At 50.3% G+C, this 22,712-nt stretch carries 18 protein-coding genes; 3 read left to right on the top strand and 15 right to left on the bottom strand.

Features of this window, described 5'->3' with window-relative positions:
• From MR847_RS01015 to MR847_RS00960, 12 genes are all read right to left on the bottom strand, one after another.
• A partial coding sequence (locus tag MR847_RS01015; protein WP_287722673.1) for a TIGR02147 family protein occupies positions 1–659 on the bottom strand: 659 nt, incomplete at its 3' end.
• Positions 660–707: 48 nt separating this feature from the next.
• A complete protein-coding gene (locus tag MR847_RS01010; RefSeq protein ID WP_287722672.1) occupies positions 708–2,285 on the bottom strand; it encodes a GNAT family N-acetyltransferase in 1,578 nt (525 codons plus the stop codon).
• A gap of 56 nt (positions 2,286–2,341) precedes the next feature.
• On the bottom strand, positions 2,342–3,886 hold the full coding sequence (locus MR847_RS01005; protein WP_287722671.1) for a hypothetical protein: 1,545 nt from the start codon (positions 3,884–3,886) through the stop codon (positions 2,342–2,344).
• Positions 3,887–3,955: 69 nt separating this feature from the next.
• The gene (locus MR847_RS01000; protein WP_287722670.1) at positions 3,956–5,473 is read right to left on the bottom strand and encodes a peptidase associated/transthyretin-like domain-containing protein; all 1,518 of its coding nucleotides are present in this window, start codon (positions 5,471–5,473) and stop codon (positions 3,956–3,958) included.
• 10 nt (positions 5,474–5,483) lie between these two features.
• The gene (locus MR847_RS00995) at positions 5,484–6,152 is read right to left on the bottom strand and encodes a hypothetical protein (protein WP_287722668.1); all 669 of its coding nucleotides are present in this window, start codon (positions 6,150–6,152) and stop codon (positions 5,484–5,486) included.
• Positions 6,149–7,513, bottom strand: a complete 1,365-nt coding sequence (locus MR847_RS00990; RefSeq protein ID WP_287722667.1) for a hypothetical protein — start codon at positions 7,511–7,513, stop codon at positions 6,149–6,151. The genes MR847_RS00995 and MR847_RS00990 overlap by 4 nt, the downstream gene beginning before the upstream one ends.
• A complete protein-coding gene (locus MR847_RS00985; RefSeq protein WP_287722665.1) occupies positions 7,510–9,060 on the bottom strand; it encodes a hypothetical protein in 1,551 nt (516 codons plus the stop codon). Before MR847_RS00985 ends, MR847_RS00990 begins: the two co-directional genes overlap by 4 nt.
• Positions 9,057–9,713, bottom strand: a complete 657-nt coding sequence (locus MR847_RS00980; RefSeq protein WP_287722664.1) for a hypothetical protein — start codon at positions 9,711–9,713, stop codon at positions 9,057–9,059. Before MR847_RS00980 ends, MR847_RS00985 begins: the two co-directional genes overlap by 4 nt.
• 17 nt (positions 9,714–9,730) lie before the next feature.
• Positions 9,731–10,363, bottom strand: a complete 633-nt coding sequence (nth, locus tag MR847_RS00975) for an endonuclease III (protein ID WP_100424566.1) — start codon at positions 10,361–10,363, stop codon at positions 9,731–9,733.
• A gap of 8 nt (positions 10,364–10,371) precedes the next feature.
• Complete coding sequence (gene cysE, locus MR847_RS00970; protein ID WP_277002019.1) at positions 10,372–11,199, bottom strand: serine O-acetyltransferase; 828 nt, start codon at positions 11,197–11,199, stop codon at positions 10,372–10,374.
• 46 nt (positions 11,200–11,245) lie between these two features.
• On the bottom strand, positions 11,246–11,602 hold the full coding sequence (locus tag MR847_RS00965) for a hypothetical protein (protein WP_100424564.1): 357 nt from the start codon (positions 11,600–11,602) through the stop codon (positions 11,246–11,248).
• A gap of 7 nt (positions 11,603–11,609) precedes the next feature.
• On the bottom strand, positions 11,610–12,380 hold the full coding sequence (locus tag MR847_RS00960; RefSeq protein ID WP_100424563.1) for a nitrilase-related carbon-nitrogen hydrolase: 771 nt from the start codon (positions 12,378–12,380) through the stop codon (positions 11,610–11,612).
• A 39-nt stretch (positions 12,381–12,419) separates the two neighbouring features.
• Here MR847_RS00960 and MR847_RS00955 point away from each other — a divergent pair, with 39 nt between their 5' ends.
• Entirely contained in the window at positions 12,420–14,774 is a 2,355-nt protein-coding gene (locus MR847_RS00955) for a hypothetical protein (protein ID WP_287722662.1), read from the top strand.
• Positions 14,764–15,495, top strand: a complete 732-nt coding sequence (locus MR847_RS00950) for a M15 family metallopeptidase (RefSeq protein WP_287722660.1) — start codon at positions 14,764–14,766, stop codon at positions 15,493–15,495. Before MR847_RS00955 ends, MR847_RS00950 begins: the two co-directional genes overlap by 11 nt.
• Here MR847_RS00950 and MR847_RS00945 read toward each other — a convergent pair.
• Both MR847_RS00945 and MR847_RS00940 read right to left on the bottom strand, forming a co-directional pair.
• Positions 15,455–16,426, bottom strand: a complete 972-nt coding sequence (locus MR847_RS00945) for an L-threonylcarbamoyladenylate synthase (RefSeq protein WP_287722658.1) — start codon at positions 16,424–16,426, stop codon at positions 15,455–15,457. The two genes, MR847_RS00950 and MR847_RS00945, sit on opposite strands and share 41 nt — an antisense overlap.
• Positions 16,427–16,428: 2 nt before the next feature.
• A complete protein-coding gene (locus MR847_RS00940; protein WP_106518957.1) occupies positions 16,429–19,296 on the bottom strand; it encodes a DUF349 domain-containing protein in 2,868 nt (955 codons plus the stop codon).
• Positions 19,297–19,429: 133 nt separating this feature from the next.
• On the opposite strand from MR847_RS00940, the gene priA reads away from it, so the two are divergent.
• Positions 19,430–21,472 carry a replication restart helicase PriA gene (gene priA / locus MR847_RS00935; protein ID WP_100424559.1) on the top strand — a complete coding sequence of 681 codons (2,043 nt, stop codon included), beginning with the start codon at positions 19,430–19,432 and terminating at the stop codon, positions 21,470–21,472.
• A 70-nt stretch (positions 21,473–21,542) separates the two neighbouring features.
• Here priA and MR847_RS00930 read toward each other — a convergent pair whose 3' ends face one another.
• Positions 21,543–22,316 (bottom strand): transporter, encoded by a 774-nt coding sequence (locus tag MR847_RS00930; protein ID WP_106518955.1) that lies wholly within the window; start codon positions 22,314–22,316, stop codon positions 21,543–21,545.
• Between the last annotated feature and the right edge of the window lie 396 nt (positions 22,317–22,712).

Raw genomic sequence — 22,712 nt, 5'->3', positions numbered from 1 at the left:
ATGGATTCGGCGCCGAGGGCGAGGCAATGCTGGTGAAAACCGCGGAGTGCGATTTTAGATGTGCGGTCGCCGGTTGTAATATCTTTGTTGACCAGTTCGTAGGAGCCGTCTTCGTTTTTCTTGACCAGATTGCATTTTTCGAGAAGTTCTACAGATTCTTTGGCTTCTTCGATTGTAATTGTCGGGTGGACGGATTTTGCAAGGCTTGTGAAGTCTCCGTGAAAACCGTACATGCCGATGAGGGAGCGTACAACGAGATGACGCCAGTGCGAATATACCTGGTACTGGTAAAAGGCGAGCTGGTGCTGCCCTTCTGTAAAGCGGACGATTTTCAGCTCGTTCTGCATTTTTTGGAACCAGCTGTTCTTTTCGTCCATGGTTTCGGCCTGGTTGAACCAGACGAGATCTTCAAAGAAAGAGGCTTCGCGTTTTCCGAACTTGAGGCCGGTGACGATCTTTTGAATGCTCTGAGTAGAAAGGTTCTTGTCGCCCTGCATGACGCGGCTAATGAAGTCTTTGGCCTTGAATCCGATTTTATCGGAAAATGCACGCAGAGAAAAGGCTGGGTTTGCCGCCTTTTTGGACTGGTAATAATCGCGCAAAAATTCCCTGTAGTCCAGGTATTCGAATATTTTGCGATGTTCTTGCTTCTCTGCCATATTTAGAAAGTAGATAAATTCAAAGTTCGCAGAATTTAGAACGGTATTTTAGTGTTGTCTAGAAACAACGGCTATTTTGAGAACTTTTCCGCCTGAAATCGGCATTTTTTGTAGAATTTCGGCAGGTTTGGAACGGCAATTCTCGTTTTCCCCTGTGCTCTTTGTCACGGATCCGTTTTGAATTTGGTAAAGCCCGCTGTTTTCGGGGAGAACTTTGTCTTCGACGGAAATCTGGGTGCTGAATTCGGGATGCTCTTGGGCGTAAAGGCTCAGATAGGCTTGCATATCGATAATTCGAAAAATGCCGAAATCGGTTTCGGGGTTTTCGCCAAAATCAAAGCCGTCTTCGGTCTCAAACTTTAAGGCTTCCGCTTGAATTTCGCTAAAATCGAGTTTGCTTTGCCAAATGCGATAGCTTCTGTTTTGTTGAATGGCCCATAGTGCAACCATTCCGCTCTTTTTTGCCTGCTCCATCGCCTTTTCTAAAATTTGCTTTGCAAAGCCTTGGCATCGGTAATTGGGGGCTGTTGCGAGTCCATAAATGTAACCGACTTTTCCCCAGGAACTTTCGCCTTCGATCAGGTGCAGCATCGAGGCGAGTTTCCCGTTTTGGTACAACGTAATTCGTGAAGAATCTTCGGAATACGGATAAATGAAGTTCGGCATGAATTCGTTGTCGTCTTCGGGAAAGCAGGTTTGCCAAAGTTCCCAAATTTGAGCTTCCGTGGAATTGATGTCGTAAGAAAAGTATTCTTCGGTCAAAAAGTCCGGATAATAAGAAAGCTTGGCCTTGCGCAGGGATTCAAGCCCCATGTCTTCTTCGCGATTGATGTATTCTATGCTCTCGGGAAGGCTTTGGGCAATCAGTTGATTGATTTTGGCATAGGCGCCTTCGTAATGTTTGTCTGCTTTTTCGACGTGCAGACAGAAGGTGTTTGCGTTCACTTTGGAACCGTAGGCGAAGGCGACCGTTTTTCCTTCGACGGTCAAGAGGATGCCGAAAAGTTCCAAGGCTTCATAGGAGGCGAGGGATCTTTCGATCATCGTTTTTTCTTGAAGGATGGTCGTGGTGGATCTTCCTTGCGAATCAATCCATTGGCCTAGAAGTTCTTCGATGGCGAAAATATCGGTGTGAGGATCGATGATTTTCCAGGCATAATCGGGATAGAGCTTGTGGAATTGCGCGATGTGATTCCGTTTGCCATGAAATTTTTTGCCAGCAAGGAGGGCGAGTTTTTCTCGGCTGTAGATGTAGTTTCCAAAGCTTCGGTTTTTGTAAAAACGTTGCGATTGCAGGGCGGGAATGCTTTGCGCTTTTTCGACGAATTCTTGAGAAAGCGAGAAAAATCGGATGGGCTGATGCGTTACCGTAGAGGCGTCGTTTTGGATGAACTCGATTGCCTTGGAAATGTCGCCCGAGCCTAAAGGTTCCAAATAGGCCCATTTTTTCGTTCCGGTTACAAGGAACCGCAAAATGAGAAATCCATCGACTTCACACCAGACGGTTCTATAAAAAGAGGCCCAGGCGTAGAGACTAGCAAACGCGTAGTCACAGCATTGCTTGTTCGCCTGCTTGAGGTAGCGGAGAAGCGTCGGTTTGCTTTCGAGATCGATGGGATGAAACATGGATTTCTCTAATACAAAAGCTTCCGCTGTGGCGAAAGCTTTCTGTTAAAAGGTCTTTATTTTTTCTTTGAAGATTTCTTTTTGGATTTCTTGGAACTGCTAGATTTCTTGGATTTTTTCTTGGAAGTCTTTTTGACTTCTTCCTGTGGCTGTTCGTTTTGCTCGACGGCTTCAGCAGGCGTTTCGACGATGCCGCTTGCGCGCTGAATTTCTTGCAGGGCGTGGTTCGCTTCGCTGACAAAAAGTCCGTTCGGGAAGCGCTTCAGGTAAATCTGATAATCCTTGACGCGGTTGCTTTCCTGTACCAAGCGGAAGATGCCTTCTTCGGCTTCGTTGCGGAACTGGCCGTTCGGGAAGTCGTTCAGGTAATCGAGATAAGACTTGAAGGTGTTCGCTGTCTGAGCCTTTTTGAACACCTGGTAGTCGCCGACGATTTGGAGCTTGGCTTCGATGTCAGCCTTGTAAACGGAGTTCGGATAATACTGGAGGAACATTTCCATCATTTCCGGGTCGTTCGAAGCCATGACCTGCTTGTAACGGGATTCTTCCTGAGAAACCTGGTATTCCTTCAACTGCACCTTGTTCGAGTCGAGGGTGGAGTAGAGTTGCTCCTTGGTGGCGAGATCTTCCGGGTGGCAGAAGGCGAGGTAACTTTCGAGCACGTCGTTGAACTGTGCCTTGGTGTACTTTTCGCTCATGTCTGGGAGTTCGCCGTCTTCGAGGAAGAAGCGGTAGTCACGTTCAATCGCCATGCAGTCCCAGTCCGAAAGCGTATCCTTGACTTCGGAGTTGTTGCGGAGCTGAGTGTCTCTGTCGCGGAGGGCAAAGCGGACTTTGCGGTCTCTGCGGCTTTCACGACCGAATTCGAGAGAAACTTCAAGACCGATGCGAATCGGAAGTTTAGTCTCGATCGTTTCGAACTTGGTGCCCGCGTAGGCGCCTGGAATGGAAAGGTCTTCTCCTGTTGGTTTAAATTCTTCGGTGGCGCGGATGTTTTCGAGTTTGTTGAATGCCTTTTTGACGTGAAGACCGATTTTCAAATCGCCATCTTCAAAAACTTCTGCGATGCGATATTCCAGGCCGCCTTCCACGAAGTAGCTCATGGCTGTTTCAGAATGGGTCTTGGTTGTCGCTGTCTGCTTGTCTTCAAAACGGTAATACTGCAGGCCGAAACCGCCGAGAATACGCAAATCCAGGTTCCCGATCAGGTTGAACGAGAATCCGGCAAGACCTGTCGGGTTGAACGACATAAAGGAAAGCGTATTTCCGCTACCGCTTTGTTCTCCGTTATAAACGTAATCCTTGCCGGAGGAAATTTCGCCGAACTGGAATTCGCCGAACTGGGCACCGAGCCAGAAGGTGAAAGGAATATCCGCCTTGAAAATCGGCGTGAAGAGCGGGCTGAAGAGAAAACCGAGCGACATCGGCACGGTCGTCACTTCTTCGTCGATCTTCTCCGTGAGGTATTGACCCTGTCCTTCAAAATGAATCGGGGTATAGGGTTCAACTTGGAAAAAGGTCTGGGTATGCCAATTGGACCTTTCAAAATCAGCACCAAACGCGAGGGTAGCGGCAAATAGAGGAAATAAAACTTTACGCATCGTTAATAATTTACTCTCTCCCGATGGAAAGCGTTTCGGAAATAACGCAAAAATTAGCGTACGAATGCATCAAAATGACAGGACAAATCCCGTAATGAAGAGTCCACCGGCAAAAATAAGAAATCCAGAGCCTGCATAGGCTTCCGTTTTGGAGCGGTCGGCGTACTTGTGGTTGTCGTCGACGAGTTTTTGGTAGTTTTTTCCCCTTCCGGAACTTGGAAGGGAGAGCTCATTTTTCAAATCGCGGGCTTTTTCACGGTCTTTGTGGGAAAGATAGAGCAAAATGCCCCCAGCAACGGCTGGAGCGATGGAAGTTCCAAGGGCGAGATGCCCCCAGAAGATTCTTTTTTGGATCTTTTGGAAGACTTCCTGCGCTTGAAGGTCCTTCGGCTGGGTCAAAGAGTCCAGATGGATTTCGACAACGGTCTTGGAGGTCGCACTCACGTGGAAATGGACGACGGAATCCTTGTAACCTTCTTTCCACAGGTGCAGTTCGGCAGGACCGGGTTCCTCGGTAAAGAGGGTCTTGGGGGTGTAACCGATTGGGCGACTGTGCGGGGTGACTTCGGCGTCGCTGTAGATTTGCGCTCCGGCGGGGAAGGTGCGGATTTCAACTTCCGGTTTGACGCGTTTGAGGCGCATGTTGATTTTGGCTGTGTCACCGGGAATCGGGCGGATGATAGCTTTGTTTGCCCAGAGCGTGTTTTCGACGTCCCAATAGGCTTCGATTTCGACTTTATCGGTGTCGTTGATGGCGAAGGCGCAGGGCGTTTGGCAAATGACATCTCCGCCTTTACGGGCAAGATTAGCCCCTTCCGGGTCGGTTTGCACATAGATGAAACTTTTGCTCTCCTTCGGCTTTTGGGGTGCCTGGTAGGTGCCTTTTGCTTTTTGAATCCATTCGATGAAGCGGTTTTTGGAAAGAAGTTCGCTCGTCGCATTCTTTGCAGAAATTGTGAGACGTTCGGTGCTTTGGGCTTCGTTTGAAAAGAGAAAGCGGTGCAGATTCAGGTTTAGGCTGTCCTGATGCCTGGCAGGTTCGATTTCGAGCGTCCAGACGGCAACGGCTCCGCGGGTTTCTGCGTCTTTTGCAATGCAGGGGGAATTTTTGCAGTTCGGGAAGTCGGCAGTGGAAACGGAGATGGGACGTTCTCCTTGCTCCCGGAGAATCTGGATCTGTAAGTCGTGGATGCGGACTGCCAAGGCGGAATCGATCGGGCGACGGGTGGCGGGGAAGACGAGAGACTTGCCCGAGATGTCGGTTTGCGGGAGCGGTGCGACGGTATCTTGGGCTTTTGAATCTTGGGACGTGTGAAGCGCCGTGTACAGCGAATCGGCCTGTTCTAGCTTCAACACGGTTCCGTTTGAATCGCTGAGGAACGTGATGCGGTCTTTGAGAATTTTTACGACGGTGAACGTATCGGCGATAAAGCCTCCGAGGAAGACCGTATCGGCTGAACTGCCGACGTATTCCGCTTTTTGCGTAGCACCGGAAACGAGCTTCACGGAAACCGGAAAGCCTCGCTGCATGTTCTGTGCAAGGAGCCAGGTGAAACCGAAGAAAAGGAGTGCGAAAAATTTTTTCATGCATCAACTCCTAAAAGTAAAAGACCGCTGCCGCAGCAAAGAGGAGCGCGCTTGCTCCAAGAGAAACCAAGGCGGCTGTCCTAAAATTTTTTCCGCTCTGACGGGAATCGTCGAAATCATCCTGGAGCTTTTGGTAATGCTCGCCTTCGCGGATGACGCTCTTTTCAATTTTTTGACGGGTATCGTCTGCGCTTTGGAAGTTGTATTCGGCAATACCTGCAAAGACACCTGCCAAGGCAAGAGTACCAAAGCCCGAATAGAAAAGGATTTTCCCGATCTGCTTGTTTTCACGTTTGTGAAGAATCGCTTCTTGCCATTCGAGACGGTCCAAGTCCGTTTCTTCGACGAGTTCGATCCACACGTAATTTTTTTTCGGCGCTTGGAGGTGAATGTCGAGAGTCGTGTCGACGTAACCCGGTTTGAAGAACGTGACGCGTACGACGGAATCTTCGGCGGCGAGCGAGAGCGAATCCGGGGAAAATCTTTCGGAAGCTTCGATGAAGTTTGAAGGACGCTTTCCTATGTAAACTTCGGCGCCTGCAGGCCACGTCGAAATACGGAGCGTTTTGGCGGAAGGCGTTACAGGAATCGACGGGGATACAACTGTCGAATCGGCTGCAAAAATTCCAGGACTCGAAAAGGCGATTAGAAGGCTTATCAGAAGAATCCGCATTCTCATAGATCCCCCGGATTATATGGCCCTAAAAGGATAAGACTATCGCCATCTTCGCTGCGCTTTAAGTTCCAAACGACAGACGATGCGGAATTCCCGGCATAGTCGCGAAGCGCCGCAACGGACAATTCGCAGTTGTTGTAACAGTTCGGCAAAAAACTCACAACGTCTCCGCTCACATTTTTGGAAAGCGTATCGCCAGCCAAAATAATGGTCAGCGAATTTTGCGAAACGCCAGAGCCTCCGTCGTAGAGGTAAAAGCGGATTGAATCGGACCTTGCATAGCGCTTATTCGCCGGAATGCGCACGGGAGGGACCGTGTCAAAAAGGGTCAGCGTGTCGAGAATGAGATAGGACGATTTGGAAAGGTAAAGGCTTTGTGAAACAGGCGCATATTCGGTGAGAGTCGAATCCCAGAGGGTGAGGGTCAGGCTGTCGGAAGCTAAACGGTTAAAGTGAATGACCGCCGGATTTTTGGAAAGCGCCTTTTGGGCGAGAGTATCGCCTTGGGAATTTTGCAGGATGAGCGTTCCGCGTGGGATGATGCTCGATGCGAGAGAGCGGTAGCGGACCGGGACCACGAGGTGCGAAGAATCCGTGTTGATTAGGGCACTGTAAAAAACTTGGATGTCGGAAGTGTCCTTGTTGAAATCCAGTTCCGTGTCGGGAACTTGGGCGGTGACTCCCCAGTAAAAGGCGATGGCCGTGTCGGTGAGGATTGTGGAATCGCCGATGAGGAACGGCTCGTCGATCGTGTACTTTCCGTTGCAGGGGATTGTGTCGATGAGAAACTCCCACAGGTAAGATTTTTCGGTCGAAACGTAAAGCTTGCAAACAGCGTCTTGCCAGGAGTTGATTCCTTCTGTTTGGATTTCAAAAGTCATACCGGCGGAGTCAAATGCGTGAAATCCGTTGAAGCCGTTTTCGGGAGAAATGGGATGTACAGAAAGCTGGGTGGTGACGTAAAGGCTGAGCGTGTCGTATAGCGTATCGCCAAAGAAATCGACGGTGCGCAGGGTGACGTCAAAGATGCCCGTGTCGGGGAAGGTATGCGTGATCGTGCCCGAAATGTAATCCTTGCCGTCCACAGTCCAAATAAAGTTCTGGATATAATCCGAAACATAATCGCTGGTGATGCTTTTCTCGTTCACGCGGATTTCCGCAACCAGCCTGCCTGTTTCACCCTGGGGAATTTCTTTTTCCCGCACACTGGAAAACAACAGATACGAAGTCCCATAATAGCTAGACGGAACAAAGTGAATGTACGCGCGAAGCCTTGGCACGTCCTCGGACTCCACTCGGGGATCGCTTCCGCATCCGTACAAGGCGATAAGAAGCACTATGCAAATCCAAAGTCGCTTATTCATCCGGAAACTCCATCGACGTAAAGGGTGAACGTGGCTTCGTACTGCGCACCGCTTTCATAAAGAATGTAGACGTGGATGGGATTTTGGTACACGTGGAAGAGCGAACCGGAGAAGGTCTTGGAAACGGAATCGAGGCCGGCTGCAGGAGCTTCTCCATCCCAGTTTCCATCGTTATCGATGTCCCAGAAATAACGTTTGGGGGTTAGGTTCGGGCAAAGATTTTGAATGGGAATCGAAATGGAGGAGTCTGCAAAAATCGAAGCTTTGTCGAGAGTCTTGACGCAGGATTTTCCCGGTTCCACGTAAAAATTTTTGGCGATGTAATTTCCGGAACGGTCCGAAAGAGCGATCTTGAGCGGATGCCACGCAAAGCTTTTTTGAAGGCTGTGCGTGTAGATGAAAAGGGAGTCCTCTTTGTAATCCCAATTCGAAAGGGTGGCCCCGTCAAAGGTGATGCGTAAGGTAGCGGACTGCGGAGGTAGCCCTTTTTCTTCAACAGCAAAACGGAGTGTATCGTTCCAGGTAAGAGAATCTTCGGTACAAAAGTCGCAGATAATCTGCGGTTGCACGGTGTCGCTTAAAAGGATTGTGCCGAGGCTTGAAACCTTTCCCGTGCGAACGGTAAAGTGGAGCGTGTCGCTTGTGAAGTCCGTATATTTGAAGTGGGTTACAAAAAGGCGGTAATCGGCGGCGGGGAGCTTGGAAAGGGTGATGACGGAATCATTCCAGTCAACGGCAAAATTATCAAGATTCAAAAGGTTTCCATCCGCATCGAACAGCTTGAAACGCAGCGAGTCCAAAAGGGAAGTGAACGGGGTGCTGATACTTGCGAAAGCCGCGCCGAAAACCTCTTCGGAATCGTTTTCGGTAAAGAAGGCCGCTCGGATACTTGTCGGAGAAGTTCTGCCAAAATTATCGTGTGCCGAAACGGTCCAACTGCAACGGGTCAGAGTGGGGAAGCCTTGTGTGTAAATGAATTCCGTCGAATTCAAAACGGTATCGACCAGGGTATCGGAGCCGCATTTTAAGAGGAACGGATAATGGGTAATCGACAGCGGATTTTCGACTGTGGATTTCCAGGCGAAGGAAAGCGCTTTAGACGTGGGAATGGAGGTTGTTCCGTTCTTCGGAATCAAGGCGCCCGTGTCCAAGACAGGTTCGGGTGCAATCCAGAACGAAACGCTGTCTTGCAACGTATCTTCAAAACGGTCAAGCAGAATGAACTTTGCCTGATGCAGACCGGGCGTCGAAACATTTGTGCGGTAAGAGAATTCCGAATGTTTGGAAGAGGAATCGATTTGCCAGTAGAACTGTGAGATGCGAATGGAACGCGAAGGTTCGATTTGAGCGATCAAAACGAGACTATCGCTCGGCAAGAGCGTGTCCGATTTTAAGCGCGTTCCTGCAGAGTCGCCGAGCAGCATCATGTAGGCTTTGACGGTCACGACTTCAGCGTCGTCCGTATCAAAACTCACATCGCCTTCGGAACAGGCTAAAATTCCGAGTAAAAGAAAAAGGAAAGCGCCGAGCAGAGAAAAAATCTTCATTTTTCCTCCTGAACGGTGAACTCTATCCAGTCTGTAGAATCTTTAAGCCCATAAACATCTTGTACGATCACACGGAAAGCATGTTCGCCTTCAGCTAAGCCGGACTGGTAAAGGGTGGTCATGGATCCTGCAAAATACTCGGTGGAATCCAGCACGAGCGTGTAAACGAGGCTATCGCCTTTGTCCGCGTCGGTTGCGGAATATTCAAAAAAGAATGCGGTCGTCGAATCTCCGAAAAGCGTATCTCCGTTTGCGGGAACCGTTTTGGAACTTAAAACGGGAGCGGTATCGAAAATGAAGTCGAGTGCAAAGGATAAACGGTTCTTGTTGTCATCGGTCACGATCAGCGAGTCAGGAACTCGAGACGTATCCGTTTTAAAGGGCGTCCCTGTTTTTAACGTTTCGCTCTTTGCTGAAATCCATTTAAAAGAAAGTTCGGATTTGGCACTGGACGGGAAAACATTTGCCTGCAACGTGAATGGTTCAGTGGGAGAAGCTTGGAGGGGCGAGCTACAGCTTGAATCCGTCTGGGAAATGCAAATCAAAATCTCCGGCGTCGTGCTAGAAACTTCAGGAGAATCCGGTGTTTCGAGACAGGCGATCAAGAAAACGCAAATTCCAAGAACCCAAATTGTCCTCAGGGGCAACTTCATAGCCGTAAAATAGACAATCAAACCTTTTCGCGACAGCCGATTTGACTGCAAATGGGACATTTTGCGACGTCATGTCCGCGGGCAGGGCAATACTCCCTTCCGAAGTAGATAATTTGTAAGTGACGCCTGTTCCATTCTTCTTGCGGAAAGAGCTTTTTCAAGTCTTTTTCCGTCTTTTCTACAGAAGTCCCGTCCGAAAGTTTCCAACGCATGGCGAGGCGGTGAATATGCGTATCGACGGGGAAGGCGGGGATACCATAGGCCTGGCTCATGATGACGCTCGCCGTTTTATGACCAACGCCGGGCAGACTTTCGAGTTCTTCAAAAGTCTTGGGGACTTCACCGCCGAATTCCTGTAAAAGCTTTTGGGAAAGGGCTGTGATGTGCTTGCTCTTGGCGGGGGCAAGTCCGCACGGGCGAATGATCGCTTCGATCTTTTCCGTGGGAATCTGGGCCATTTTTTGCGGGGTATCCGCTAAGGCAAAAAGCTCGGGAGTGACCGCATTGACCTTTTTATCGGTACACTGCGCGCTGAGCAGAACGGCGACAAGAAAGGTGAATGTGTTCGAAAACTGCAGAGGTATAGGCGGATCCGGGTAAATCGCGTCCAATGTTTTACCGACAAATTCTGCCCGCTCTTTCTTGTTCATCAAAAACCTTACTTCGCCGGTTTGCTGTTTGTGTCGCGGGTAAAGTTCTGATTCATTTCGAGGCTCGGCAGGGCATTTTCCGGACGTCCGACCTTGACGGCAGGGACTCCTGCCACGGTTACATGCGGCGGAACATCTTCGAGCACGACGGCGCCTGCGCCCACTTTAGCACCCTTGCCGATGTGGATATTGCCGAGGAGCTGTGCGTGTGCACCGATCATCACGCCGTCGCTGACCTTCGGGTGACGATCGCCGGTTTCGTTGCCGGTACCGCCCAAGGTAACGCCGTGTAAAATCGAAACGTTGTTGCCGATACGGGCCGTTTCGCCGACGACAAGTCCTGTCGCATGGTCGAGGAAGATTCCGCGTCCGATTTTTGCGGCCGGGTGAATGTCCACGGCGAACTTCTGGCTGATTAAGCTCTGAAGCATTTCTGCGAGGAAGAATCTTTCGTCTTTCCAAAGGACGTGCGCAATGCGGTAAGCTTGGATTGCCTGATAGCCCTTGAAGAAGAGGAGAGGTTCCAAGTAAGATTTGCAGGCCGGGTCACGGTCCATAGTGGCGCACAGGTCTGCCGTCGCATCTTCCACGATCGACGGATTTTCTTTGTACGTGGAAAGGAATAAAATTTCGAGTTGGGAACGGCTCAAAAGCGAGCTTGCCAACTTGCGGGAAAGCGACATCGCGAGAACTTCGGCGAAGGACTGCCGGAAAACGATCAGCTCGTCCAAAACGGACTTGAGAAGCGGTTCAGAATTGGAGAGCGTGAGAGCTTCTTTCACCAGTACTGAAAACAGTTCTTTTGTCGAATCCTTTGTCGTTTCTTTATTTGACATTCAAGACTCCGCAGTGCGGTGGTTTCTTTAGCCGCAATCATTCGCCTTAAAATTTAGAAAAAGCACAAATGAATCCTGCTGATCCGAGCTGTTTTAAAACGTTCAAGGAGTCTTTTTCGGCGACTTGGGGCAGTAAATCTACAATCTGCTGGGGAAGTTTGTTTTTTAAGCGGAAATCCTTTGATATGGCATCGTTTTGGGAGAGTTGCCATAAAACGGCGAGCTTTTGCAAAAGTTGTCCCCAGGGGAAAGGGTCGTTTTCGGTAAAACGGATTTGCGCCGGGAGTTTGCCGTCTCGTGCTTCGGTGATGATCGCGTTTTGAAAGTCCATGCCGAGGACGGTCATGGAACGCGCTTCGTTCAAAGTCAGAGGCTGTGGCGGAATCTGTAGGATGATTTCCATAAAAACCTCAAACGTGAATTTTGGGAAGGGGCAGCGGAAAGTTCGCCCGTGCCGCATTGACCTGCGAAACATCCAGGTTCACACAAAAGGTTTTTTCCGCGGAATCGGCGTCCAAAAGTTCTTCGCCGTTCGGGCCAAAGGCGCTGCTCGTGGCAAAAGCTTTGCCCGCGCGAGAGCAGGCAAGCACATAGCACTGGTTTTCAATGGCTCTCGCGCGCAAGAGCGTCTTAAAATGCAGCGCACGGGAGGTGGGCCATTCCGCTTGAACGGTCAAAAGTGAAGCTCCAGAGGCTCTCGCTAGGCGAAAATCTTCGGGGAACCTTAAATCGAAGCAGATAAAGGGCGAAACGGAAAAGCCTTGCCAGTCAAAGGAAGCAAACTTTGTGCCAGCCGTAAAGTGTTTTGCTTCGTCGGCAAACGGGTGTCGTTTGCGGTAGAACGCCTGGGGAGTGCTTTTGCCAGGCTTAAAAAGGCCTGTCCAGTTGCAAAAGGGAAGGCTTTCGCTTGCGAACGCCTCGATTCCGCCACCGAGAATCGCGCACTGGGTTTCGTCGGCGAGTGCCTGTAAAAAACGCGGGGTCGGGGCTTCTCGACTCGTTAAATCTTCGGCTGAAGCGGTTGGCGGATTCGTTAAAAAGCCTGTGGCGAACATTTCGGGCAGTAAAATCAGACTGCCTGCGGTAGGATTTGCCTGCAGGACCATTTCCCTGACCCGCGAAAACGTCGCTTCAATGCCGTTTGGACGCGGTTCTGTCTGAATGAGGTAAGCGTTAGCCATCACCTATAAAGTAGAAATTATATATTTTGATAACTCCATATGCTTAAACGAATTTTTGTCTTTTTCAGTCTTCTCTTGCCAGCCATCGCAGTGGCTGCTCCGACGACTATTATCGGTACCGTTCTCGAAGCGGAAACCGACCACCCGCTTTCTTCGGTGAAGATTCAGTATGAATCCGGAAGAGAAATCGGGGAAACGAATGGGAGCGGCCGTTTTGAACAGACGGTGGATTCCCGTAGAGCAAAGCTCGTGTTCATCAAGGACGGCTTTGATACGTTGCATGTTTCCTTGGACGACTTTGCGGACCTTTTCGACATTCTCGTGGTGATGCACCCGAATGTGAGAAACTTGGGCGAAAGTACGGTAATCGGTGGGGGCACGAAGGCAGAATGGCCGGAACCGTCACATATTACCGTGGAGCAGTTGGAAGATGTTTCCGGTATGCGATTCGACATTGCGGAACTCATGAGTTCGTTTGAAGGCGTTTCGGGTCAAAAGGATTTTTCGAGCGATTTGTTCTATGACGGCTCCCGTGCCGATGAAGTCGGCTATCATTTGGGACGTCTTCGCATTCCGAACATGCGCCACTTGGATATTGGGTTCCCTGGCAACCTTTCCGTGATCAATTCGCACATGCTCAAGTCGATCGATATTTACGACAACTACGGCGAAGGTCCGGTGGGACAGGGACTTGCGACTTCGGTCGATTTCATTCCGGAAACGCTTTCGGGTGAAGATTTTGAAGTGGACATTTCGGCGGGAACGACAATGCGTGAAATCACGGTCGGCGGTCCATTCCTCTTCTGGGATTCCTTCCGCTTTAGCTTCCGCTACCTCGATGCAGAAATGCTCAAGAACATGGGCGAAAAATTCTTTACGGAATTCCGTAGAAGTAGCGATGAAAATGAGGCTCCTAAAAAGAGTTCCGATTCTTTTGACCTGACGTCTTACGATATGTTCGCCCAGCTCGCCGGTCATGATTCCCTCGGCAACAATTGGATGCTGAACGGCGTGTACAGTAGCGATGAATACATCATTCGCCAAGATACGATGGTGACTTCGGATTCTTCAAACAGCGTCGATATCATCCGCGGTCATCGCACTTACGGTGTCCTCGGATTTGAATACCAATCGAAGTTCGGCACGAGCTTCCACGGCGGTGTCGTTCACGAAGAAGCTTCGGACACGCTCCGCGACACGACCGGTTACCGTCAAGATGCCGTTCCGGAAAATGCGACCTTTATCGACGGCTACGATCAGAGCAAGACGACCTTCTCCGCTGGTTTTGATAAGCCTTTCCCGGGAAAGCTTTTTGGAGCAGACCTCTCGGGCGCGTTCCTCTATGAACATCACATCGTGACACGTAAATGGCCGGACTTCTCGAAAACGCAGAAGTCGGAATTCCACGCAAACGTTTTGACGGGAACGAGCCGCATGACGTGGCAGAACAATGCGCAAAAGACGATATTTGCCTTCGGTGCATTGGCCGACTTCGACGGTCACGGTTCGCCGATGGTTTCTCTCGACGTGGACCGTAATCTTTCGATAGGAAAGCCGGGGGTGGCGGCTGGTCAGGGATTCCGCGTTTTCGGTAACGTCGCCTGGCGTGGTGACTGGCATGAAACGTGGGACGATGGTGAACTTGAAAGCAATATCATCACCGGTTCTTCGGCAAAGCTCGGAATGGGTTATTCCGAAAAACGCTTTAGCTTGAGCGGTCACGGCTTTGGACGTTATTATTTGAACCCGGAATTGCCGACTCCGCTTGCTTATGCGCATTACACGGAGCTCTCGGAAGCAGATTACGCATGGGTCTTGGGTGCTGCTGCCAAGATGGAAGCTCGCACGTTGCACCATTTCGCTTTGGCTGTGAACCTTTCATCTGTTTACGGCGAATACGCTTTGGATGATGGACGTTCTCTCCCGTGGGAAGCAAATTCTCGCCTGGATATGTCCACTTCGATCCGCTATTATCCGCTCAAGGATTCGCTTTTCTCGCTGATCTTAACGCATCACGCCGGCTGGCATCGGCCATTGTACTATTACAAGATCCATTCTTCGAAATCGGATACGCAGACAGCCGGTACGCGTGAAATCCGCGACTACAATGAATTCACAGATCTCTTCCGCACCGATGTCCGTGCAAATCTCGATTTGCCGGGACACGTGTTCTTCTTTAGAAAGGTGCGCTTTTACTTGGAAGCGGACAACATCTTTGCAAACCTCGACGTCGATGCTTTAAGGTTCCTCGGCGGCGACAATGCGCGTGAACGTTCCTTGGTTTCGCAGGATAATGACAAGCGTTCTTCGAACGGTTACGATCTGGTTCCTTTCATGGCAAAGGGTATGGGATTGTACATCCAGTTCGGGATCGAGGCCAACTTTGCCATTTAAGATTCTCGGAATCCTTCTTCTGCTGATCGGGATTTCTTTTGCGGCAGAAGACAGCGGGAAATCTGTTTTTGAACCGCGTCATCCGACCAAGCCTTTGCGGTATTGTTCGGCTTATGCCAAGTGGGAAGCTTATGTGAAAAGCGATACGTCTTACGTGGACATTTCACGGTTTCCCCATATGACTCTAGATATGCGGTATGGAACCTTTCAGAATGTGACGGGGCACGATCTATACTGCGGGGCAAAACGCGCTTATTTAAAGACGATGGCTGCTCAGAAACTCCGCAAGGCAATCCGTTTATTGCAACAAGAAAAACCGGGTTACCGCTTCATTGTTTACGACGCTGCGCGCCCTGTTTACGCACAGGCTCTGTTACGGCAGACCGTAGCGGGAACCCCTTTTAGCGACTTTGTCTCTAATCCCAAGCGCGGTAGTGTGCATAACTTCGGATACGCTCTCGATTTGACGATTGCCGATGAAAAAGGGAACGCTCTCGACATGGGGACGGACTTTGATTCCTTTGAAAGCCGCGCCGGGGAACAGGGCGAAGCGGATGCTTTGAAAAATGGCTTCCTTCAGGAATTCCAGATTGAAAATCGCAGACTTCTCAAGCGCATTATGAAAAAAGCGGGATTTCTCCCGCTCAGTTCTGAATGGTGGCATTTTAACGCGATACCGTCTAAAACGATTCGGGCAACTGGCGAACTGCCGCCCTTTTAAGACGGTCGTTGCAAGCGACCCCCAAACCTTCGTTCGGAATCGGGTCCACTAAAATCAATTCCACACCGGGCTTGTCCATCTGACGCATGAATGCGTACAAATTCGCAGTCGCTTCTTTTAAGTCTCCCGATGCGGACAGGTTCACCGTCGGCGGAATCACGGATTCCTGACTTCCAAAGGCGATGCGGACTGTTTCCGAAGGAATCTTGGCATTTTTTGGAACGGCACCGTAGTAGAGCGGAACCTGCGGACGGTAATGTCTATCGATCATGCCCGGAGCGAGCATCGGACCTTTTGGATTCGACTTGGACTCGTGAATGGTCACCGATCCGGCAACGGCTTCCACCATTTCCGGCGTAATTCCGCCTGGTCTCAAAATGACAGGTTTGCCTTCGGGGAAAGAAATGATGGTGCTTTCCACACCGACGCCACAGGAGCCTCCGTCCACAATGCCATCGATTACATTGCCGAGCTGTTCCGCCACATGCTGTGCCGTTGTCGGACTCACATGCTGGAAAAGGTTTGCGCTCGGAGCGGCAAGAGGAACGCCTGCCAAACGAATAATCTTCTGCGCAATCGGATGGTTCGGGAATCGAACGGCTACGGTCGGAAGACCGCTTGTCGCGAGGTCCGGAATGCAATCCTTTTTCGGCAGGACCAAGGTCATGGGGCCTGGCCAATAGGCTTTGGCGAGCTTCTTTGCCACTTCTGGAACTTCGAGCGCGACATTTGAAAATTCTTCGATTGCCGAAATGTGCACAATCAAAGGATCGAAGTGTGGGCGCTTTTTCGCTTCGAAAATTTTGGCTAGTGCCTTGGGATCGTAGGCGTTGCCTGCGAGCCCGTAAACTGTTTCCGTGGGTATAGCCACGACACCGCCGTTTTTCAGAATTTCTGCGGCGGCTTCAGGAGTAGTCCAAGGAGGGAACATATCTATTCTGCTTCCGGTTTTTTGCCAAAGATAGCATCACACGCGGAATTGAATCGGTTCCAAATCTTATCGGATTCCTTTCGAGGCACTGCGCCGATCTCGCGCCAGTGACGGCGGAGCTGTTTGACTTCATTCATCGCGTCACGGCGGTTTTCGTCGGTCAATCCATCGAGCAAACGTTCGGCTTCTTCGCAAAGGCGGAGCTTGCTCTGCAGATTGTTTTCGCGAGCCTGTTCCTGGATATCCAGCTGGTCTCGGCGACGGGTAAAGAATTCATCGCAGATCGAACGGAACTTCTTGTAAAGTTCCTGTTCTTCGGCGCCACAACGCGGAAGGGCGTTCCATTCGGATTGCAGATTCTTGACGGCATCTGCGCTCTGGTTGGAACCTGCGGTTTCCATGAGCTTAGAAACGGTCGTAATCATCGACTCCTTCTTGGATTTCGCTTCTGCTGCGGTTTTTTTGTATTCCGGGTCGACTTCGGCTCGCTTGGCTGCGAACTTGTCGAGGATCGCGCTGTAGCGGTTCCAGATTTCTTCGATCTTGTCCTTGGGAACCATGCCGAGCTTCTTCCATTCTTCGGCACCTTCTTCCATCGCTTTTACGGTTTCCGGATCCGTCGGGTCAAAGTTCAGCGCTTCGAGCTTTGCGCAGAGGGCTTCCTTTGCAGCCAAAGTCTTTGCCTTTTCGGAATCGAGTTCTTCGAAGTGCGAACGCTTGCGGTCAAAGAAACCGTCACAAGCTGTGCGGAAACGGGCCCAGATTTCTTCGGACTTGGAGCGCGGTGCAGGGCCGATATTCTTCCAATCTTCCTGAAGGTTGCGGAATTCATTTGATGTCGCATTCCAATCGTTCGAGGTGGCGAGCTTTTCTGCCTTTTCGCAAAGAGCCACTTTTTTCTGGTAGTTTTCTTCGCGGACGAAGTCTTCTTGCTTCACAAATTCCTTGTGCTTGGCAAAGAAGGCGTTTTCTGCGGTGCGGAAACGATTCCAGATCGCCTGGACGTTGTCCTTCGGGACCATGCCGATGGTTTTCCACTTTTCCTGGAGTTCCTGCATAGTCTTGTACTTGTCGCGCCAGTTTTCATCGCTTTCCTTGGCGAGTTCTTCTATCTGCTGGCAAATTTCTTCCTTCAGGGCGAGGTTCTTTTCGCGTTCCTCTTCCTGTTCCTGGATGATCGGTTCGCACTTCTTCATAATTTCTTCGAAGAGGGCGCGGAACTTGTCGCGGAATTCGTTTAAACGGGCTGCGGAAACAGGACCGGCGGTCTTCCACTGGTTCGCATAGGTGCGAAGCTTTAAGAGGACATCCTTGCTCGGTTCTTCCTTGGAAAGAGCGACCATTTCTTCGAGAAGAGCTTCACGGTCATTTTCGTTGTGCCAAGATTCCCATTCCTGCATTTCCTTAAAGCGGGAAGTCGCATCCTGGTATTCCTTCCAAATTTCCTTGTAGCGGTATTTGTCGTCGACGACGATTTCTTTCCAGCGCTTGTATGAGTCGCGGAGCTTCTGGGAAATGACCTTAAAGTCATTGTTGTCGTCGATCTTCTTGACTTCGTCGATGATGGCACGGAGCTTTTCCGAGTTTTCGTTGAAAATCTTTTCGTCGGCTTCGTGCTGGGCGTTGAACTTTTCGGTCAGCTTATTGCGGAGAGCGTTATAGTTTTGCAGTTCCGGATCATCGCCTTCCATGACCGGGAGCTTTTCCCAGGCGCGGGCGAGAACCTTGACTTTGTGTTCGACTGCCTTGGAAGTGTCGTCGGCTTCGGCGAGAACCTTGAGCTGGGCGAGAATTTCTTCGCGGCTTGCTTTGGATTCTTCATCTTCTTCGCTTTCTTCAGTCGACTGTTCGGTCAGCTGGTTGTAGCGATCCATCGACATCTTGAAAAGGTTGAGCATGGCGTTATCTGCCTTGGAACTCTGAGCCTTGAAGCTTGCAATCAGAAGATTGAGCTGGTCTCTGTTTTCATCCAGATTACCTTCCATCAGCTTGTCGATTTCGGCGAGAATGCTTTCCAAACGCTTCTGCAGATCGGTCTTTGCATGGGCTTCGGCGTTAGCCTTTTCAATGCGGGACTGTTCTGCCTTGCGACGCAGATGGTAGGTGTCGGTGATACGGTCGAGCTCAGCTTGGGCAGGACCCATGCCGAGTTCCTTGGCGGCTTGGAGAATGTTTTCGAATTCCGCTTCGTTCTCCATGAAGTTTTTGGAGTCGGAAATGCGTTGGGCTTGTTGGAGAATGGCTTCACGCTTGCGGAACAAAATGGTTGTGTCATTCTTCTGGTCGTCTTCGGTTTTCCCGTTCTTTTCGAGTTCGCGGAGTTTTTCGCCGGCCTTTTGACGGACAACCGTGTGACGGGAATTCTGGAAAATGTTCTGCAGCATGTTGGCGCGTTCCACGCGTTCTAAGGCCGCCATGGCAACGTCGGTCTTGAGATCTTTCAAGGCGACATATTCGAGCGAGCTTTGGCGGGTCGAAATCTGGACGAGTGCCAAGCGAAGTTCCGAGCTCGGCATGGACTTGAGAAGGTCATCGACAAAGCGGGAGTTTGCCACCTTGGCCACGGCTTCAAGTTCATTCGGAGTCACGACTTCGCGGAAGTTTTTCAAATGGTCGGCCAGTTTTTCAAGAAGACGGTTTTCAGCGTCGCGCTTGTTTGAAGCATCGGTTTCTGAATCAATGACTTTTTGCAGGACTTCCTTGCTTTCGAGTTTTCGAATCGCAATTCCCCGAATTTCCGAATCCGTATCGGACAGAGCAACGGTTTCAATCGCACTCTGATTGTTTGCGTTCAATTTGATGACAGCGTCTTTGCGCACTTCCACATCAGATTTCTGCCATTCGGGTTTAAATAAATCAAAAAGTCCCATAAAGTGTTCTCCAAATTCAATTCGCGCCGCGGGACGCGTTTGAGCTAGATTTAATCTAAATAAAAGCAAAAGATAAGTGCAAACGAAATGCAGAAAAAAAGCTGAAATTCGCTAAAAGAGCTATTTTTGGGTCATGGCAAAGAGAATTCCGAAGACTGTCCCACCGGAGAAAATCGCGGTCGCAAAAGATTGCGGGCTGTTTTCGGCTTTCTGTGAAGTAATCGTTCCGCTTTCGCCCATGATCTTCACTTATGCGGTCCCGGAAGGGGTTGTTCTGCAGCGGGGAAGTGTCGTTTGGGTACAGCTTTCCCATCGGAAGCCGACTTTGGGCGTTGTCTCCCGGGTGATTTCGGAAAAACCTGCCTTTGCGAAGGCGAAAACAGCTTTTCCCCATGCTTCGGGCTACGTTTTTAGTGAACGTTTTATGGAAAAGCTCGAATGGACTTCGCGCTATTACCTTTCGACGCAACAGCAGGCCTTGAACATCTTTTTGCCGAAGGACTTTGAAAAATATTTGGACGCGGTGTTTTTTGAAGCTTCCCAGGGGAACGCTCCGGAAGACAAGCCTCTGACATCTGCGCCCGAATTGCCTCCGTTGACCGAAGAGCAGAATTCCGCCCTTGAAAAACTTTTGGAACTGCTTTTGCAAAAGGAAGGATTTCGCGGCGCGCTTTTGCACGGCGTGACGGGCAGCGGAAAGACCCGCGTTTATATGGAACTTTGCAAGCGCGCCTTGGCTGCGGGCAAAAAGGTGCTGGTTCTTGTACCGGAAATCGGCCTTGCACCGCAAACGGCGATGCGTTTTGCCGAGTTCCTGGGCTTTGATATTCCTGTAATCCATTCGGCGCTTTCGGCACCTAAAAAACGGGCCGCATGGGTTTCGATTCTTTCGGGCAAGGCTTCGATTGTCATCGGAACGCGGAGTGCGATCCTTTCGCCATTTGATTATGATTTGGTAGTGATGGACGAAGAGCATGACAGCTCTTACAAGCAGGAAGACCCGGCGCCGCGTTATCACGCGAGGAGCATTGCGTTCCATGAAGCGGCTAAATACGGCGGGCTTGTTTTGCTCGGCAGCGCGACTCCGGCACTGGAAACGTACTGTGCCGCCAAAAACAAAAAGATCGACTACCTGGTGCTTTCGAAACGGGCGACGGAAACGGCGCTTCCGAATGTGAAAATTGTCGATATGAAGAAGAAAGTGCGTTTACAGGATTCGTCGCTCCTTCTTTCGACGGAACTGCGCGAAGCGCTCACGGAAACAGTGCAAAAGGGCGATCAGGCGATTGTGCTCATGAATCGTCGTGGTTATTCCAAGTCGCGAATTTGTGCGGAATGCGGTAACACGTTCAGTTGTCCGGAATGCAAGGTTCCCCTCGTTTACCATAAGCAGTACAACGGTCTTCTTTGCCACTATTGCGGAAGGCTCTTTCCGCTGAATATGGCATGCCCGGAATGCGGATCTCCGGAATATGAATTCGCGGGCGGGGCAATCGAAAAACTCGAAGAGGAAATCGCGGAATGGATTCCCGATGCAAAGACCATTCGCATGGACCGTGACACGACCGCGAATGTCGGTGCAGCAGAACAGATTCTTTCGGATTTCCGCGAACGCAAGTATTCCATTCTGCTGGGCACGCAAATCGTGGCGAAAGGCCACGATTTCCCCGGCGTCCAACTCGTGGGCGTCGTGGGCGCCGATTCCGGCGCGGGCGTGCCGGACTTTCGGGCTGGGGAAAGGCTCTTTGAACTTTTAAGCCAAACTTCGGGACGCGCGGGGCGCGCTCGCGAAGGCGGGCGTGTGATTTTGCAAACGAACAATTCCGAGGATCCGATCATCCATTTTGCTATTGCCCACGATTACGCAGGCTTTGCGGAGTGGGAACTCGAATCTCGCCTGGATGCACATTATCCGCCGTATGCCAAAGTCGCGACAGTCGAAGTCGGTCATCAGGATTACAACTTTTTGATCCAGAAGGCAGAAGCCTTTGCGGAAGTTTTATCTCGGAATCAATCCTTGGAAGTCCTTGGACCGGTGGATTCTTATATTCCGCAGGTTCGCGGCACGTACTGGATGCACCTTTTATTAAAGGCGTCGAATGCAGTCGATATCCGCAAGTCCCTGATGACGCTGCCCGAAGATCTCGAAATTCGCATCAATATCGACCCGCAGTAAATTTCAATTTTTCCACAAAAAAGACCGGCAGTGTGTGCCGGTCTTTTTTGAAATCACAATAAACTTAGAATTAGAAGCTGAAGGTATAGTTAGCTTCGGTGTGGAAAGCATCACCGTCGATGTCGCCAGAACGGAATTTGATCTGAGCGTCAACCGTCATACGGTCATTGATGCCGTAAGCTGCGCCAACCCAGAAGTTAAACTGAGTGTCACCTTGGTGGTCTTTCCAGCGTGCTGCTTTGTTAGCCGGATCGTATTCGTCATCCGTAAGCTTGTACTTGAATTCAGAACCGACGAACGGGGTAAGACCAATCTGTTCGATGAAGTAGCCAGCTTCCACGCCGGTTGTAAGAACGAGACCCGGATCGTAGTCGTTGTGTTCAAAACCCCAATAAGTGCCGACTTCAGCACCGACGGTCAAGTTCTTGAGGAACTGATCGGAAGTGAACTGACCGCCGAAGTAAAAACCCCATTCATCCGTACCGATGTAGGTTCCTTCGTCTTCGTCACCGATCGGGAGGTTCATGTCCACAAAGACGTTGACGATCGGCATAATCGCATAGCGGACGCCAAAAGTGAAGTCCGTGATGCCAAAGCCGTCGGCGTCAGAGTCGTCGTCTTCCCAAGAAGCAATGCCGAGACCGCGGAGAGAAAGTTCCAAGTTCGGAATCACCACGTAGCGAGCGCTTGCATTGATGCCCCAGCCGGACCACGGATCGTCGGTGTCGTACTTGAACTGGCCCTTGACCTGACCTTTTCCGGCTTCCGGAACTTTGTAGTAATCCCAGGTAGCAAAGCTAGTTGCAGCAACGAGTGCTACAGCGAGTGCGATTTTCTTGAACATTGGATGTCTCCTATATAATAAGACTGTTTGGTTGTGTAACAACAAAGATGCTCTTTTAGGTCTTTTTTGTAAAGGGGGACTTCCTTTTGGGTGTGATAGGAAATACACTCGCGTGTTTTGGGGAACACGAACATTTTTCGTTTTATTCGTTTACAGGTTTGCTCTCGGCGGTTTTGGTGGCTGATTTTTTGGTGGTTTGGGCAGAGTGCTTGGACTTATTTTTGGTTTCGTCAAATGGAAAGAAAAATCTGCCTTCGAGGACACATCCACGGTCTCCCGGGTTGCATTCCTTGTTGCGTTTGTTGCAGTGCGTTTCGTCTAGATAGCGGCATTCCCAACTCATAAATGACCTCCGGCTCTTTTTATTAATCTAATGTTTTAAGCCGATTGTGTTGA

The organism is Hallerella sp. (genome assembly GCF_022776125.1).
Classification (GTDB): domain Bacteria; phylum Fibrobacterota; class Fibrobacteria; order Fibrobacterales; family Fibrobacteraceae; genus Hallerella; species Hallerella succinigenes.
Note: the sequence above shows the minus strand (reverse complement) of the source record. Positions and strands in the feature narration are given on the sequence as shown.